This is a genomic window from Bacteroidota bacterium (assembly GCA_030017895.1).
GTDB lineage: Bacteria > Bacteroidota > Ignavibacteria > UBA10030 > BY39 > JASEGV01.
In genome coordinates this window covers 16,394-32,536 of sequence record JASEGV010000016.1, presented here as the reverse complement: position 1 = coordinate 32,536, position 16,143 = coordinate 16,394, and the positions used below count along the sequence as shown (strand labels likewise).

The 16,143-nt window shown below is 39.1% G+C and carries 11 protein-coding genes; 9 read left to right on the top strand and 2 right to left on the bottom strand.

Features of this window, described 5'->3' with window-relative positions; all coding sequences use genetic code 11:
* The first annotated feature begins 110 nt into the window (after nucleotides 1-110).
* The 9 genes from ruvB to QME58_04585 all read left to right on the top strand — a co-directional run bounded on the left by ruvB (nucleotide 111) and on the right by QME58_04585 (nucleotide 11,855).
* A complete protein-coding gene (gene ruvB / locus QME58_04625) occupies nucleotides 111-1,154 on the top strand; it encodes a Holliday junction branch migration DNA helicase RuvB (GenBank protein ID MDI6803116.1) in 1,044 nt (347 codons plus the stop codon).
* Nucleotides 1,155-1,260: 106 nt separating this feature from the next.
* Complete coding sequence (locus tag QME58_04620) at nucleotides 1,261-1,701, top strand: DNA-binding protein (GenBank protein ID MDI6803115.1); 441 nt, start codon at nucleotides 1,261-1,263, stop codon at nucleotides 1,699-1,701.
* A 125-nt stretch (nucleotides 1,702-1,826) separates the two neighbouring features.
* Complete coding sequence (locus QME58_04615; protein ID MDI6803114.1) at nucleotides 1,827-2,450, top strand: hypothetical protein; 624 nt, start codon at nucleotides 1,827-1,829, stop codon at nucleotides 2,448-2,450.
* A 9-nt stretch (nucleotides 2,451-2,459) separates the two neighbouring features.
* Nucleotides 2,460-4,079, top strand: a complete 1,620-nt coding sequence (locus QME58_04610; GenBank protein MDI6803113.1) for an acetaldehyde dehydrogenase (acetylating) — start codon at nucleotides 2,460-2,462, stop codon at nucleotides 4,077-4,079.
* A 7-nt stretch (nucleotides 4,080-4,086) separates the two neighbouring features.
* Nucleotides 4,087-4,704, top strand: a complete 618-nt coding sequence (locus QME58_04605; GenBank protein ID MDI6803112.1) for a DNA-3-methyladenine glycosylase — start codon at nucleotides 4,087-4,089, stop codon at nucleotides 4,702-4,704.
* A 14-nt stretch (nucleotides 4,705-4,718) separates the two neighbouring features.
* Nucleotides 4,719-5,486 (top strand): hypothetical protein, encoded by a 768-nt coding sequence (locus tag QME58_04600; GenBank protein ID MDI6803111.1) that lies wholly within the window; start codon nucleotides 4,719-4,721, stop codon nucleotides 5,484-5,486.
* A 178-nt stretch (nucleotides 5,487-5,664) separates the two neighbouring features.
* Nucleotides 5,665-6,660 (top strand): hypothetical protein, encoded by a 996-nt coding sequence (locus QME58_04595; protein ID MDI6803110.1) that lies wholly within the window; start codon nucleotides 5,665-5,667, stop codon nucleotides 6,658-6,660.
* A gap of 32 nt (nucleotides 6,661-6,692) precedes the next feature.
* Nucleotides 6,693-8,135 carry an outer membrane protein transport protein gene (locus tag QME58_04590; protein MDI6803109.1) on the top strand — a complete coding sequence of 481 codons (1,443 nt, stop codon included), beginning with the start codon at nucleotides 6,693-6,695 and terminating at the stop codon, nucleotides 8,133-8,135.
* A gap of 87 nt (nucleotides 8,136-8,222) precedes the next feature.
* On the top strand, nucleotides 8,223-11,855 hold the full coding sequence (locus QME58_04585) for a UvrD-helicase domain-containing protein (GenBank protein MDI6803108.1): 3,633 nt from the start codon (nucleotides 8,223-8,225) through the stop codon (nucleotides 11,853-11,855).
* A 187-nt stretch (nucleotides 11,856-12,042) separates the two neighbouring features.
* Here the strand turns inward: QME58_04585 and QME58_04580 are convergent, their stop codons facing one another.
* Both QME58_04580 and QME58_04575 read right to left on the bottom strand, forming a co-directional pair.
* Nucleotides 12,043-13,986: a S9 family peptidase gene (locus QME58_04580; protein MDI6803107.1), complete on the bottom strand. Its 1,944-nt coding sequence runs from the start codon at nucleotides 13,984-13,986 to the stop codon at nucleotides 12,043-12,045.
* 333 nt (nucleotides 13,987-14,319) lie between these two features.
* Complete coding sequence (locus QME58_04575; protein MDI6803106.1) at nucleotides 14,320-16,140, bottom strand: alpha-amylase family glycosyl hydrolase; 1,821 nt, start codon at nucleotides 16,138-16,140, stop codon at nucleotides 14,320-14,322.
* Between the last annotated feature and the right edge of the window lie 3 nt (nucleotides 16,141-16,143).

The window sequence follows — 16,143 nt, the reverse complement described above, 5'->3', positions numbered from 1 at the left end:
TTTGCACGGGTGGAAGATTTAGATGGCAACCACATCAAGCTCAGGGAATACACGAATCTTGAGAATTTCTTGAATTTCACACTTATTCTGTTTAAATTGATATCAAATTTATGCGTAAATCCGATATTACATCACCCGAACAATTTGAAGGGGAAATTGAACTTGACCAAACCTTGCGCCCGCTTAAGTTTACCGAGTTTTATGGTCAAGAAAAGATTGTTAGTAACTTGAAAGTTTTCATCGCCGCTGCAAAAAATCGGAACGAAACACTCGACCATGTTTTACTAACAGGTCCGCCCGGACTTGGGAAAACCACGCTCGCATACATCATCGCCGCTGAGATGGGGAGCAACATAAAAATTACATCAGGACCTGCGATAGATAAACCGTATAACCTGGCGGGAATTCTAACAAGTCTTAATCAGGGTGATGTGTTGTTCATCGATGAAATCCACCGGCTCAATCCTGTTGTTGAAGAATACCTCTACCCCGCGATGGAAGATTTTGTTATAGACATTGTTCTCGACTCGGGACCGAATGCGCGTAATGTTCAGCTGAAGCTGCCAAAATTTACACTCGTCGGCGCTACAACCCGTTCAGGATTACTTACTGCTCCGCTGCGTTCACGCTTTGGTGTAACGAATCGGTTGGATTACTACGACTCGAACATACTTGTAAAAATTATTAAGCGCTCATCAGACATTTTAAACGTCGAAATAACCGATGACGGATTGCAAACAATTTCTACCCGTTCACGCGGCACACCCCGAATTTCAAACCGGCTTTTGAAACGTTGCAGAGATTTTGCACAGGCAGATAAGAATCTAAAATCCCACAAAGGAATTATTAATAAAGAAGTCGCAGAATATTCATTACAAGCGCTCGAGGTTGACAGCCGCGGTCTGGATGAGATGGACAAGCGAATAATTACTACGATAATTGAAAAGTTTGCTGGCGGTCCCGTGGGACTCGCAACGCTTGCATCAGCCGTGAGCGAGGACCCTGGGACGATTGAAGAAGTGTATGAGCCGTATTTATTGCAAGAAGGATTTATACAAAGAACACCGCGCGGCAGAGAAGCAACTAAGTTGGCGTATGAACATTTCGGGTTGAAACAAAAGCATACTTCACAGTTTGGGTTAGGACTTAAATAGTGTCATGCTAAGGCACTTAATGGTAAGATATTATCCTCGATGATTTTCATGTTTATGAGATTCAAAAAGTCTTGTTAAAATCCTCTTAATTCTATATATTTGGGCTGTGTTTAGACTACAATACAAATACAAACGCTCATTTATCGGTGCAATTCCGTCAGGTTCAGATTTATATGATGCACTCACAAAAATTGTAACCGAAGAAGATATTCGCATCGGAAAAGTTACAGCTATCGGTGCGGTTACAAATGCTATCATCGGATATTTTGACCAGATTAAAAAAGAGTACAATACAATTGAGTTGAACGGTGGCTATGAAATTTTAAACTGCACCGGTAATGTGAGTATCCGAGAAGGAAAACCTTTCGTCCATACACATATTACACTCAGCGATAAAGAAGGAAAAGTTTTTGGCGGACATCTGATGCCTGGCACAAAAGTATTTGCCTGCGAAGTTTTCATCGATGAATATACAGGCGAAGATTTAGTACGCGAAAAAGAAGAGACAACTAATTTGTTCTTGTGGAAAAATAAAAATCTCATTTAATGAAATTATTATCGATATTAATATTATCTTTTCCCCTGATACCTATATCCGCATCCGTTTGCCAAGAAAGTAATATTGAAAATGTGGTAACCGTATCTGACCCAGTTCAGAATCGGCTTTTCTGGATGTCGACAGGTAACACCGTCCCAAAGGGAAAATTTTGGGGAAGTATGTACACCTTTTATCTGATTCAAGGCGGTTATGCAATCACAGATTATTTTCATTTAAACCTCACAACCAACTTACCGATATGGGGTTCCTCGTTTTTAGGAACCGGTGCAAAATTCCAAATTTACCAAAGCGACGATTTGGTTAGGGGCGTTGCAATCGGTGCCGATTGGTTTATCGCAAATAAATTATTTTCATCAGATACGAATCCGGGTGAAAATTTTTATGGAAATCTTTCATTTAGTTTAGGCACTTATTATACAAAACTTCACTTTAACATTACACAATTTTTTCAGAAAGAAACTGAATACAGCAACTCACACAGTTGGGCACAGGTTGGATTTGAAACAATTATTTCGAGCAAAGAAAAAGGGGGCGTTAAATTCATAGCTGAAGGAATGATACCACAAACTTATGATGACAGATTCGAGTTATCATTATTCTTAATTGGTGTAAGAGCTTATAGAAGTAATTTTGTTTCAGAATTAGCATTTGTTTTCACACGATTTAGTTTTTTTAGAGATAGAGACAAGTTCGAGATTATTAAATTTCCATACATAGGATTAACATATTCATTATAAAGGAATTATATGTCATCATACAAAGATTTAGCATCAATACAGGAAGTGCGCGATTTATTAGAACAAGCGAATGAAGCTGTTCAGGAATTCCGCGCCTTCAATCAGGAACGTGTCGATAAGATTGTGAAAGCAATGGCAGATGCAGGTTACGAAGCGGCAGAACTCTTGGGTAAAATGGCTTACGAGGAGACCGGTTTCGGAAAACCTGAAGACAAAAAGAAGAAAAATGAATTCGCTACAAGGCGAGTTTGGGAATCAATCAAAGATTTGAAAACAGCAGGTGTGATTCGCGAAGACCGCGAGAAGAAGATTATCGAAATCGGCGAACCGATGGGAGTAGTTGCCGCTTTAATTCCATCTACGAATCCAACATCAACGATGATGTTCAAAGCGATCATTTCCTTAAAAGGAAGAAACGCAATAGTTGCAAGCCCACACCCGAAAGCAATTTACTCAACGTTGGAAGCAGCCAAGCTAATACGTGAAGCTGCTGAATCTGTCGGTGCACCCAAAGGAGTAATACACTGTATGACACAGCCGACACTCGAAGGTACAAATGAATTGATGCGAAATAAATTAACCGGTGTAATTCTCGCAACCGGCAGCGGAGCAATGGTAAAAGCAGCTTACAGTTCAGGCAAACCTGCTTATGGAGTTGGACCCGGAAACGTGCCAGCTTTCATCGAGAGAACTGCAAACATACAAAAAGCTGTTGCCGATGTTTTATCGGGAAAACAATTTGATAATGGTGTGCTATGCTCGACTGAATCTTCGCTCATTTGCGATTCACCCATAAAAGATAAGGTCGTTGCAGAGTGCAAACGGCTTGGTGGTTACTTTGTGGAAGGAGAAGCTAAAGAAAAACTTTCGCGCCTGATGTTTGATAACGAAGGACACTTGAACGCAGCTATGGTGGGCAGATCGGCTCTGTTTATTGCTGAAAAAGCAGGTATCCAAGTTCCATCCGACACAAAAGTTTTAATTGCCGAATTAAACGCAGTCGGAAAGAACATTCCACTCTCTCGCGAGAAACTATCGCCTGTTCTTTCGTTCTACACAGAACTTAATTGGCGTGACGCTTGCCATCGCTGCATCGAACTTCTTGAATTTGGCGGGTTAGGACATACTCTGGTTATTCACTCGTCCGATGAAGATATTATAATGAAATTTGCACTCGAGAAACCAGCTTCAAGAATTTTGGTAAATACGCAGGCGGCATTTGGCGCAGTTGGCGGGACAAACGAGCTTCTGCCATCCCTCACACTCGGTCCCGGAACAATCGGAGGCTCGATTATTTCTGAAAATGTTTCCGCTAAACATCTGATTAACATAAAGCGACTCGTGTTTGAAACAAGACCTGTAAATCCTTCACAAGCGGGCGAGCCGATATTTGTTAAACCGCAAGCTGCCAAGACAACTGCAGAAATTAAGACGGCGGAATCCTGGATAGAAAAAATCGAGCAGCATTTACGTGAAGGAGCGGGGAATATTCCAGTTTGGAAAAAAGGTTCAGCCCAGCCGGTAAAAGAAACAGAAAAAATTACTTCACCAAAAAGCGGGAATGTTTTAGGAAGTGGAATATCGGAAGACGAGGTTGACAAAATAATCCGTGAGTTTCAGAGGAGATAGAACACGGATGACACGGATAGGCCTGGTTAACACTGACTATAAAAAGTTAGACCGTGAATTCTATCTACGAGACACAATAAAAATTGCAAAAGATTTACTCGGTGAATACTTAATCCGAAAATACATGGGGAAGTTACTTGTCGGTAAAATTGTTGAGACAGAAGCTTATTTGCATAATGATATTGCAAGTCATTCATTTCGTGGAAAAACCAAACGTAACGAAGTAATGTTCTGGCAAGGTGGGCATTTATATGTTTACTTCACTTACGGTATGCACTACTGCTGCAATGTTGTAACAGAGGAAGAAGACCAAGGATGCGCTGTACTGATACGCGCTGTAGAACCGGTCGAGAATATCGAATTTATGAAAACCCACAGAAAAATTGGCACCTCAAAAAATATTCACAATCTCACGAACGGTCCTGCAAAAGTTTGCCAAGCATTTGCACTCGGAAGAAATGAAAACGGAACTGACCTGTGCGGAGATGAGATATGGATTGGAAAATCCGAAATCCGAAATCCGAAATCCGAAATCATTTCATCTTCCAGAGTTGGCATCACCAACGGTTCAGAACATATGTGGAGGTTTTACATCAAAGACAACAAATGGGTTTCAAGAAAATAATTTATAGGTTAGTTATGAAAAAAATCATATTAATTTCTTTTTTCTTTCTCATCTCTTTTCATAATTTGTATGCACAAGGATCAGCCGGTTCGAGCGGCGATTTTGAACCTCGCTTTGTTGTAGATATGCCAACGGCTGGAATAATTGGCCATCTGCAATATGCAGCAGATGTAGATTTTTATCAAAATGGGGGTGCATTATTTGGAGTCTCGTTCGGTTTACTAAATACTTTCAACGTCGGATTGTCATACGGTGGAACTCATCTCATCGGTTCTTCGAAACCAGAGTGGAATAAATTTCCAGGCATGAGCATCAAAGCTCGTCCCTTCGATGAATCTCAGATTCTTCCGGCAATAGCGTTAGGGTTCGATTCTCAGGGGAAAGAAATTTACATCGACTCATTGGATCGTTACGCTATAAAATCACCCGGCATTTTTTTGGTCATCAGTAAAAATTTTTCGGTAGCCGGATTTTTGAGTGTTCATAGCGGTATTAATTATTCACTCGAACGTGCCGACAGCGATAAAGATTTGAATTTATTTTTCGGAGCCGAAAAAACTTTAGGAAATTTTCTATCCATCATCGCCGAATATAATCTGGCGATAAACGACAGCGACCCAAAAGCGTTAGGTGAAGGATATGGATACCTGAATTTAGCTGTCAGGATATCGATTGGCAGCGGTTTCACCTTAGGAGTTAATTTAAAAGATATCTTCAAAAATCAACATAATATTAGCATTGCTAATCGAACCATTTCAGTTGAATACATCGGTCGCCTATAATGTATTCAATTAAACACAAAATTAGTCCAATTGTATAAAAATCGAAACATTTCTATAACATCGGTTGACAATCTACTCTTTTTTAATTAGATTAATGATAGATTTAATTGGTTTTGACGAATTTTTGTGGCATTTGTGTTGTGTAATTGAATAATGAAAATAATCAATGGAGTTTATTATGAAGATAAAATTTTTAATTGCGGCTTTTAGTATCATCGTTTCGCTTTCCGGTTGCTATACACGATTTGATACTGTGAAGCAAGAACGAAACGTAGTAAATGAAAATTACTCTTACGCTGAGAACGAAAGATACGATTCTGAATATTACAGCGATACTATGTATACTCAAGCGGGCGGCCAGATAATCAATAACTATTATTTTGACGGCGGAAATTGGTATCCTCGACATCGCTGGTCATATTCCTACTACTACCCGTCATATTATTGGCCCTCGGTATCATTTGGTTACGTATATAACGATCCATGGTTCTACGATAGATATTGGCATTATGACCCGTGGAGTTCATGGTGCTGGACTCCTTATGTATATTATCCACATCCTTATTATTTCCCGTCATATTACTATCCCTCGTATTATTATGGGGGAACACCTTGGTATTATGTGAGTGATAAGGGAGACGTGGTGAGAACTAAAAGAGATTTTGGTGGAAATCGAGGTAGCATTGATAGAGGATCACAAACTTTAGAAAATCGCCCGGATAGATTTGACGGCGGTAGAAGTGGTTATGATTTACCAACAGGTGTTGGAGTTACAGGTACCGGTGGTCGCTCACAAACAGGAAGTAATGAACAGGTTCGCGGAAAATCGAGAAGTGGAGAAGATACAAGATCGGTGAGTCCACGTTCGCCGGATAGGTCCGGAACCGGACGAGGTGAAAGCAGTGGAAGTCGTCCCGATTCGCGGCGTGAGCGTTATGACCAACCGGGTAGAGATCGACAGAACACACCACCATCACGTGATGAAGGTAAAGGAAATGACCGCGGCAGCAGTCGTGAGGAAACACGTACATATACTCCACCACCGCCACCTCCGTCAACTCCACCATCATCGCCGCCACCATCGTCGCCTCCGCCCAGAGGAAACGATTCCCGTGGTGGAAGTAACGACAGTAACCAAGGTTCACGCGGCGGCAATACACGAGGCGGTCGATAATTTGTTCTCACAAAATTTTTAAGGAAATAATAATGAAGAAAAATATATTTTCAACTGTAATCATTGTCCTCTTAACTTTTTCGGTATCAAGTTTCGCACAGTTTCCTGAAGATGCGTTGCGATATTCAACTTTAGGAACCGGTGTTGGTGCCAGGTCGCTCGGTTTGGGTATGGCTTACACCGGCATATCAAACGATTACACAGCTTTGTTCTGGAATCCTGCAGGATTAGGTCAATTAGATATGTCCGAATTTTCTTTCGGCTTATCTCACCTTTCATCTAAAGATAATAGCAGTTTGTATGGAAACGAAAAATCTTTTTCTACGAGCAGCACGAAGCTGAATAATTTCGGCGTAGCATATCCTTTCCCTACAACTCGCGGAAGTATGGTATTCGCTGCGGGTTATCATCGTATAAATGATTTTGCCGGAGCTCTTTCATTCAGCGGTTTTAATCCTGTAAGTTCAATTATCCAAAATTACGCCCGTCACGGTATTTCTACAACAAAAAGTCCAAAAGGTAATTTAGCTTGGGAATTGTATTTAGCAAATATAGATTCTTTGAGTCCTAATTCTTTTGTTTTTGATAGCCGCATTCAGGACAGCGTTACACAAAGCGGTAAAATTTTAGAAAGCGGTGGGATGAACAATTGGAGTGTAGGCGGTGCGATGGAAGCTGCAAAAAATTTATATGTAGGTATGAGTTTAAATATTAATACCGGCTCATATTCCTGGCAACGAAGTTACTCCGAACAAGATTTGGATAATATTTATAGAACACTTCCTTTCGATTTTAGGTCTTTATTTATCGACCAAACAATAAGTGCAACTGTTAATGGCTTCTCAGCCAAATTCGGTATGTTGTATCGTATGTCGGATGTGGTAAGAATAGGATTGAGTTTTAAAACCCCTTCGTGGCTGACAATTGAAGAAACATTTACCTCGCAAGGCGAAAGTTTTTTTGATAATGGAGATAACTTCAAATATCCATACGATAAACCTTCGAAATTCAAAACTAAATACGATGTAGTTTCACCTTTTATGTTCAGCAGTGGTGTATCTTATATCATTCAAGATTTGATGTTGACTGCAGATCTTGAATACACAGATTGGACACAAATGGAATTCCGTAATGCACCCGAAGATTTAATCAGTTACAATACAGATATCAAAGAAATGTTCCAACCTACAGTGAATTTGCGGGGCGGTGCAGAATACGAATTACCTGCAATGGGTATGCGATTGCGTGGAGGTTTTGCTTTTCTTCCCTCGCCATACAAAGACGATCCGTCATCATTTGCACGTAAGTATATAACAGCGGGTGTCGGCTTTATTGTTCAAGATATTGTTGCTTTCGACTTGGGTTATGCTTATGGCTTTTGGGATTCGTTCCGTGTGAATTACGATAAAACTTCGCGCGTTGATGAAAAGATTAAAACTCACAATGTTGTAGCAACGGTTACATATCGTTTTTAGAAACTAAAATAAATTTCTTTCAAATAAGCCGATCCTAACGATCGGCTTTTTTATTTCTATCTAACCTGTTATATTAAGTCGATTATTATGCCAAAAACTATTTTTACAGAGAGCCAAAAAAAAGCTCACGACATATTAAGACATCTATCGGTTACAGCAAATGCTGGTTCAGGTAAGACTACTGTTCTCGTAAGTCGTTTTATTGATATTCTATTAAACACCGATACGAAGATTGATGAGATTGTTGCAATAACTTTTACCGAAAAAGCGGCAAGCGAATTGAAAAAAAAAATCTCCGATACACTTAACGGATTATTACAATCTGAAAAATCGTTAGATAGACTTAAAAAAATCGAGGACATCAGCAATCACTTACCCTCGGCAAATGTTTCCACCATCCACTCCTTCTGTTCAAAAATGTTGAGGCAGTTTCCTGTAGAGGCGAATGTTGATTACGGTTTTTCTGTTCTCGATGGCGTAGATCAGGAAATTTTGATACAGGAATCAATCCAGGAAACAATAGCTGTATGGCTGAATAATTCTTCGGATAAAAGATATGAAGAGTTGGCATTAGTTTTACGGACTCTCGGGAAGAATAAACTTCAAAGCTTTGTAAAGCTATTTCTTGGAAAACGTGAACAAGTCGAACGGCTTTTAACAGAGGATGGAATCTTATCGGCGGGAAAATCGGACGATGATATTTTGAAAATTTGGGATGAAATAACAGAGTCTCAAATACTCTCGACAGTCATTGATTCCGGTTGTATAGAGGCTGCAGAAAAAATTTTAAAAGCGGGTAATAGTAAAAAAGCGACTGAAATTTTGCAGATGTTGAACGTTTGGCACACAGCTAAAACCGAAGATCATAAAATAAAAATGTTCGGAGAAATAATCGAAGGTATGCTCACGCAGAAAGGAGAACTTCGGGCGGATATTTTCGGCAGGGGAGTAGATAATTCATCCGTGAACGACTTAGTATCAATTCTTAAAGATGTTTGGGAAAGCTCGAAGGAACTTATCGAGGTATATTGTTCCTATATAAAAAATAAACACCAAATAATTCTACTGAATATTACACGTGTGGCTCTTTCGCTTTACAAAGATACGCTGAAAATTTATGAACTCAAGAAAAACGAAAAGAGTTACCTCGATTACGAGGACTTACAGTTAAAAACTTATGAAATGCTCAAGTCGAGTGAAGTGCAGCAGAAGCTCGCTTCAAAGTTCAAATATATTATGGTTGATGAGTATCAGGATACGAATTTACTACAGTATGAAATATTCCGAAAGCTCCTCTTCGATTTACAAAGCGGAAACTTGTTTATCGTCGGCGACCCAAAGCAGTCGATTTATGGATTCCGGAATGCTGAGGTTGAAGTTTTTGAAAAAACAAAACAAGATATCACACATTATCAAACGACGGATAATGAAATAAGGTGGAATGGGAATGCGGTTGTATCAACTGCTGATGAACGAAAAGGAAAAATAGTGTTAGCTGAAAGTTTCCGGCTTCTTACCGACATAGTCTGTTTTGTAAACGTTGTTTTTGCAAAAATATTGGTCAAGGGAAGCCATCAATTTGAAGTTGAATACAATGAGTTGTTAAAATGTAGAAACAATTCAGCATCCGGAAAAGTTGAACTGCTGCTCTTAAAACCTTCAAATGAAAAGGAAAAAATTATAGAAATCGAGTGTGAGGCAATTGCACGGCGGATAATCAATTTGGTCCAAACTAAATACCAAATCTACGATGCGGCTGAAACTCCAAACGATTTCCGTTTCAAAGATGCTGCTATTCTGTTGCGAAGCCGCACTCATTTGAAGAAATTAGAACTTATCCTCAACAAATATAAAATTCCTTATGTAATTACAGGGGGTATAGGTTTTTATCAAACGCAGGAGATTTACGATTTTTACAATTACTTCCAATTCTTGCTGAATCGCCACAACGATGTAGCGCTTGTTGGATTGCTCAGGTCGCCTTTTTTCACGCTATCCGATGCTGAATTATTCGAGATTGCGAACCACACTAATGGTTCAGATTTTTGGTCAAAACTTAAATCGTTCATACAAACAGAAAATGTATCCGACAATGCAAAGCGTGCAGTAAATATTTTGGATGATAATATCAGTTACGCATCTCGCTTACCGATACCGTTACTCGTTCAAAGAATTTTCAGGCAAACTGGTTGGCTTGGAACAATAGCTGGCTTACAACGTGGTGAACAAAGTCGTTTAAATGTGGATAAACTTCTCCGTTTGGCACGTAACTTCGAAGGAAAGGGATTTGCTAACCTATACGATTTTGTGGAGCGGCTTAAAACTTTGATTGCAGGCGAACAGCGTGAAGGGCAGGCAAGCATCGAAAGCGATGGGAATGCTGTACAAATAATGACGATCCATTCAGCGAAAGGACTTGAATTTCCGGTAGTTTTTGTTCCGTTTCTTGATAAAAAATTTAAGTACGATAATGCTCCATACATCGACAGTAAAGTCGGTATCGGTTTTCAGGCAATGGAAGAAAATTCGAATGATCAAAAAATTGACCCGCTGATTTATAGATTTCTGAAGCAGCAATCGCACTTAAAAACTGAAGCTGAAGAAAAAAGAATATTTTATGTTGCCTGCACACGCGCTAAGGATGTGTTAGTGCTTTCAGGTAGTTTACCTGAAAATTCTAAATCAGCTTTGAATTGGGTATTAAAGAGTTTAAATATAAACTCAAATGAAATTATGAAAGGCGAACACCTAGTTGATAACCTAAAAGTAAAAACAATTAATTTAGAAAATAATAACTTTTTACACTCCGAAATCGATTATCTGCTGAACCTTCAAATTTATACAGCGCCTGAACATATAGAAATAGTGTCGGAAGATGCAAGAGTTGTTGAATCGGAGAAATCAATCGGGGATATTTTAATTAAATCGCGACAGGGACAGATTCGGAGTAACTTTTTCTCGGCTACACAAATCCAGACGTTCAAGGATTGTCCGACGAAATATTTTTTGAAATACCAACTCGGAATGCCTGAGTTTGAAATGCGATCCATTAAGTTTCATGAAGAAGATGACCCGAACGACAGGATATACAGAGGGATTGTTGGTTCGATAACACATTCTGTTCTTGAAAAGTATCAAAGTTTTAACGAGAAAGATATTAGTAGTTTTATACTGCAAAATTTGAAAAGCGAATTTGTGATCGAGGACGAAAAAATAAATCAAGTTACGAACGATATATTATTACAAGTGAAAAATTATTTCGAATCGGATTTTGGCAAAACTGTTATTCGATTGCCGGAATATAAAACAGAGTTTACTCTCAACACAGTTTTTGGCGATGATTATCTGACCGGCACGTTGGATAGACTATATAAGAGTCAAGAAGGAAAATGGTGCATTCTCGACTACAAAACCGATAATGTAACTCTAAAAAATATTAAAAATAAAGCCGACCGTTATTATTGGCAGATGGCATTTTACTCTGTTTTGGTTGCCCGCTTTTTGGAAGTGGATGAAATTGAAGCGACATTAGTATTTACAAAATATCCTGACCACCCGCAGATTTATAAATTCAGTAAAGATAAGATAAAAAATATTGAGACGGAAATATTACATGTGATTGAGAAGATAAAATCGAATCAGTTCACACGCAACGAAGATATGTGTGAATACTGTAATTATCAAAAAAATGGGAAGTGTATCAGCGGCAGAAATTTGTAATATTGATGAGTGCAAAAAAAGGGGGGATTAGTGGAATAATGGATAAGCTGAAGATATCAAAATTCATCCGCTAATAGCGGACCTATTATTCGACATATAATGTTCACGGAACTTAGACCGTGATAGCAAAGACTAAAATCCAACAAACCAATATTCCAATAATCCAATATTCCTTTTCCATCCGCCATCACTTTAATAGAAACTCTTTTATAAACATAATTGTCGAGTAGAGCTGGAAGTCGCGGTTCTTCTTCTTGCTGAATCCATGTCCCTCATCTTTTGCAAGCAGATACCAAGCGGGAGTGTTGTTCTTTTTCAAAGTAGCAACCATTTGTTCAGCTTCGCTTGCAGGAACGCGCGGGTCGTTTTTACCCTGTATAATAAACAACGGCTTTTTAATTTTATGGGCGTTATTTAAAGGTGCTATTTTTTCCATAAACTCGCGCATCTTTGGGTCGCGTTCGTCGCCGTATTCAACACGCCGCAAATCCTTCCTATAACTTTCTGTATTTTCGAGGAAAGTAACAAAGTGAGAGATGCCGACTATATCAACAGCACAACGGAATTTTTCCGGATAATAAGTTGCAATCGCGAGTGTCATGTGCCCGCCGTAACTTCCGCCTGTAATCATAATTCTGTCGGCGTCTAAAGTTGATTGCGATTTAATCCAATCAAAAAGTGCATCGATATCTTTATATGAATCTTCGCGTAAATATCCGTTGTCTAATTTCAAAAATGTTTTACCATAACCCGCTGAGCCGCGGATGTTTGGAAAAACTAATGCGATACCGAGTTCGTTGAGATAATAATTATATCGACCAAGGAAAGTGGGACGGAACTGCGACTCAGGTCCACCGTGTATATCAATAATTACGGGTCTCTTGCCTCTAAATTTTTCGGGAGGATTGTAAAGAAAACCTGAAATCATTTTCCCGTCGAAAGACTTCCAGTGAATCAATTTTGGCTCGGCAAATTTTTCAACATTAACTCCGCCTGTCTCGCTGAAAGTCCAGCGTTCCAATTTTCCGGCTTTTGTATTTATCGAGTAAGCATCGGTGGAAGAACGTGCAGAGCTTAAACTGAATCCGATGTTCACGCCGTCATTATGCCATTTGATTCCTGAAATAACACCAGCCGGAATTTTGGGCAGCTTCAATTCTTTCCCGGTTTTAACATCCATCAGGTGTAGTCCTCCGCTTCCATCTTCATTAGTTACGAAAGCAATTTGTTTCCCGTCGGGAGATTGTTCAAATTCATCCACATCCCACTTAATATGCTCTGTTAAAAATTTATATTTCTTGGAAGTCAAATCGTAATAAGCTAATCTGAAAAATTCGGAGTTCAAATCGGTTGTTAGAAAAATTCCTTTGCCATCCTTACCGAACTTAGCGCTGCTGTAAGCAACTTGTTCACCTTCCTTTTTTTGTGTAATTAATTCTTTTTCACCTGTTATCGAATCGAACAAATAGAGATAGCTTTCGTTAATAGAAACACCTTCGCGGACTAAAATTTTTTTTGCATCGGGCGACCAGTCGAGAACTTCCCAACCACCTCCCGAGACTTCGGCTAAAAGTTTATCGCTGCTTGGATTAGCTAGTTCGATAGTGTAAATATCTACATCTTTTCCGTTTCTGCGTGTCGAAGTGTAGGTCATCTTCTTTCCATCCTCTGACCAAACTCCGAAAGTATTTTTCGATTTGCCATCAGTCAGCAGGGTGATGCTGCCTGTCTGAATATCGAACCGATAATTTTGGAACCACTCGCCGCCTCCGATATCTTTGTTAAAAACAAAATACTCGGATGATTTGGGATTGAAAGAAGCGGCTCCAACTTGTTCGGGGAAGAAGGTCATTTGAGTGCGGGCTCCGCCGGGAAATTTCACCCAGTGGATTTGCAGCGTCTCGGCAAAACGAGTTGTGATGAGCATCTCTAATTTTGTAGGATGCCAGCTTAAAAATCCGGCTGAGCGAAATTCTGTGTATCTACCAACTTCCTCTACAACCGAGAGGGGAATTGGTGGAATTCCATCGACGACTAAATTATCGGCAGGCGCCAGCAATCCTGTTTGTTGTGCCACGGCAGATATCGTGAATGCAAGTATGAATAGTAAAATTGTGAAGCTTCGTTCCATTATAAGACCTTTAAAAATTATTAATCTGATTATTTGAATTTTAAGAAAATTTGTCTTCAAAACAAAACTGAAAATTCTACAAATTTCTAAAAATAATTACTCAAGAGGTATGTGAATAAAGTTATACGAGATATTAAATCGTCAGAATGGGCGAAATGATATATGAAAAGGCACTTTTATTGAATGAATCTTTTTGAATGTAACGGCATCATATTAGTAGTATTAGAAACAGACTGTTTCATAATAACTCCTTAAAAAATACACTTACACGACCAACTCCCGAGGTCGAGTAAGAAAACGCAAGGCCCGATCTAAACATGTCGGGGTTCGTTGTTATTTCTTCACAAAAACCTTGTAATCAAACGGGTTTAAAAATATCCGATGCCCTGTTTTACTGATCTCTATTTGGTCATCCGTAAATAACTCTTGCATTTTAAATTTTTCTTTTGATTTGAATGCTGTTTCCGAGATAGTTAATTCTACATCCGCCTTTGCATTAGAAAAATTAAGTATAACAAGAACCATCTCGTTTTCATAGATTCTGAAAAAAGCATACACCGATTTTTTGTTCGTATTCGAGACACGAACTATACTCCCTAAAGTTAATGCTCGGTTTGTATGCCGCAGGTTGAATAGTTTTTTATATAACTCACCAATCTCGTTCGAACGATTCCAGTCAACATCAACTTTATCGAATAAATCCAACCGTTTGTCGTTTGCTACTTCTTCGCCTGTGTAAATCATCGGAATACCGGGAATCGTATTAATCAAGACAATCGATAATTTTAAACCTTCCAAACCGAACTTCTCGATCGTCGGTGCGTCCCAGGCATTTTTATCGTGATTTGTATTGAATCGCAATCTCAACGAGCCGGTAGGGAATTGGTAAAATTCGTTCTGAAAAATCTGATCCAATAATTCAACAGGTCTTTTACCTTTTAATAACGGTTCTAACGCATCATACACATTCCATGAGTATGTTATATCGAATGCCTTCATGTGATGTTCAGGTATTGACCCTTCAGAGAGCATCATCACCGGTTTAATCTTGTTTAATTCATCGCGGGCTGTTTCCCAAAAATCTGTTGGAACAAGTTCCGATACATCGCAGCGAAAACCGTCAATGCCTACGTCGTCCACCCACCACTTCATCATTTTAATCATATACTTACGCAGCTCAGGTTTTGAATAATCAAGGTCTGCTACATCGCTCCAGTCGCTATTCGGCGCAATAATATTTCCTCTGTTATCTTTATTAAACCACTCAGGGTGTTCTTTTATGAGTTTACTGTCCCACGAAGTATGATTAGCTACCAAATCAATAATCAACTTCATATTGTTATCATGAACGGTTCTCAGAAGTTTTTTAAAATCGTCAAGCTTACCAAATTCCGGATTGACAGAATAATAATCTTGAATAGAGTAAGGGCTGCCCAACCTGCCTTTGCGTTTGGTAATTCCGACAGGATGTATCGGCATCATCCATAAAACTGTAGCTCCCAAATCTTTTAATTCAGGTATTCGTTTTTCTAATCCCGCAAAATTTCCTTCCTTTGAGAACGAACGCAGATACACGGAATAAATTACAGCATCTCTAACCCAGTCGGCGCTCTGCACCGCCTGTTTTCCAAAATATTCACTCTTTAGTAACTCGTCGAGATACTTTGTATCAATAAGTGTGATGGGTTTATAAATTCCGCCGCCACCACCGTAATCTAAAACTTGTACAACAATAAAATTCTCACCTTCGAGTAACGCATTTTTCAAATCAAGCGCAAAGGGATCACTATAACCTGTGTGGCTGCCAATTTCGATACCATTAATCCAAACCACCGCATCATCATCTACACCGGCTAAGTGTAAACTTACAGGTTCGGATATTTTTTCGAGAAAGAATTTTTTTGCATACCAGCCCCATCCGTCGTAATTTGCAAGCGATGGATATTCTTCCCAGAAGGCAGGCGTTTGAACTTTTTCCCAATCCGAGCGGTCGAATTCAGGTACAAACCACTTTTGCTGAATTCCGATTTTCTGTGAGTCGGCTGAAAAAAGCCATTCACCGTTTAATGATATTTTAACTTGTGCCAATTGAGGACTGCTGCAAGAATTAATTGTAACTAATAAAATTAGAATTAAATGAAGATAAAAATTCATAAA

Excerpts from the sequence above, each read along its gene's own strand:
- ruvB (MDI6803116.1), top strand. The coding sequence starts at position 111 with ATGCGTAAATCCGATATTACATCACCCGAACAATTTGAAGGGGAAATT.
- QME58_04615 (MDI6803114.1), top strand. The coding sequence starts at position 1,827 with ATGTCGACAGGTAACACCGTCCCAAAGGGAAAATTTTGGGGAAGTATG.
- QME58_04610 (MDI6803113.1), top strand. The coding sequence starts at position 2,460 with ATGTCATCATACAAAGATTTAGCATCAATACAGGAAGTGCGCGATTTA.
- QME58_04605 (MDI6803112.1), top strand. The coding sequence starts at position 4,087 with ATGACACGGATAGGCCTGGTTAACACTGACTATAAAAAGTTAGACCGT.
- QME58_04600 (MDI6803111.1), top strand. The coding sequence starts at position 4,719 with ATGAAAAAAATCATATTAATTTCTTTTTTCTTTCTCATCTCTTTTCAT.
- QME58_04595 (MDI6803110.1), top strand. The coding sequence starts at position 5,665 with ATGAAGATAAAATTTTTAATTGCGGCTTTTAGTATCATCGTTTCGCTT.
- QME58_04590 (MDI6803109.1), top strand. The coding sequence starts at position 6,693 with ATGAAGAAAAATATATTTTCAACTGTAATCATTGTCCTCTTAACTTTT.
- QME58_04585 (MDI6803108.1), top strand. The coding sequence starts at position 8,223 with ATGCCAAAAACTATTTTTACAGAGAGCCAAAAAAAAGCTCACGACATA.
- QME58_04580 (MDI6803107.1), bottom strand. The coding sequence starts at position 13,986 with ATGGAACGAAGCTTCACAATTTTACTATTCATACTTGCATTCACGATA.
- QME58_04575 (MDI6803106.1), bottom strand. The coding sequence starts at position 16,140 with ATGAATTTTTATCTTCATTTAATTCTAATTTTATTAGTTACAATTAAT.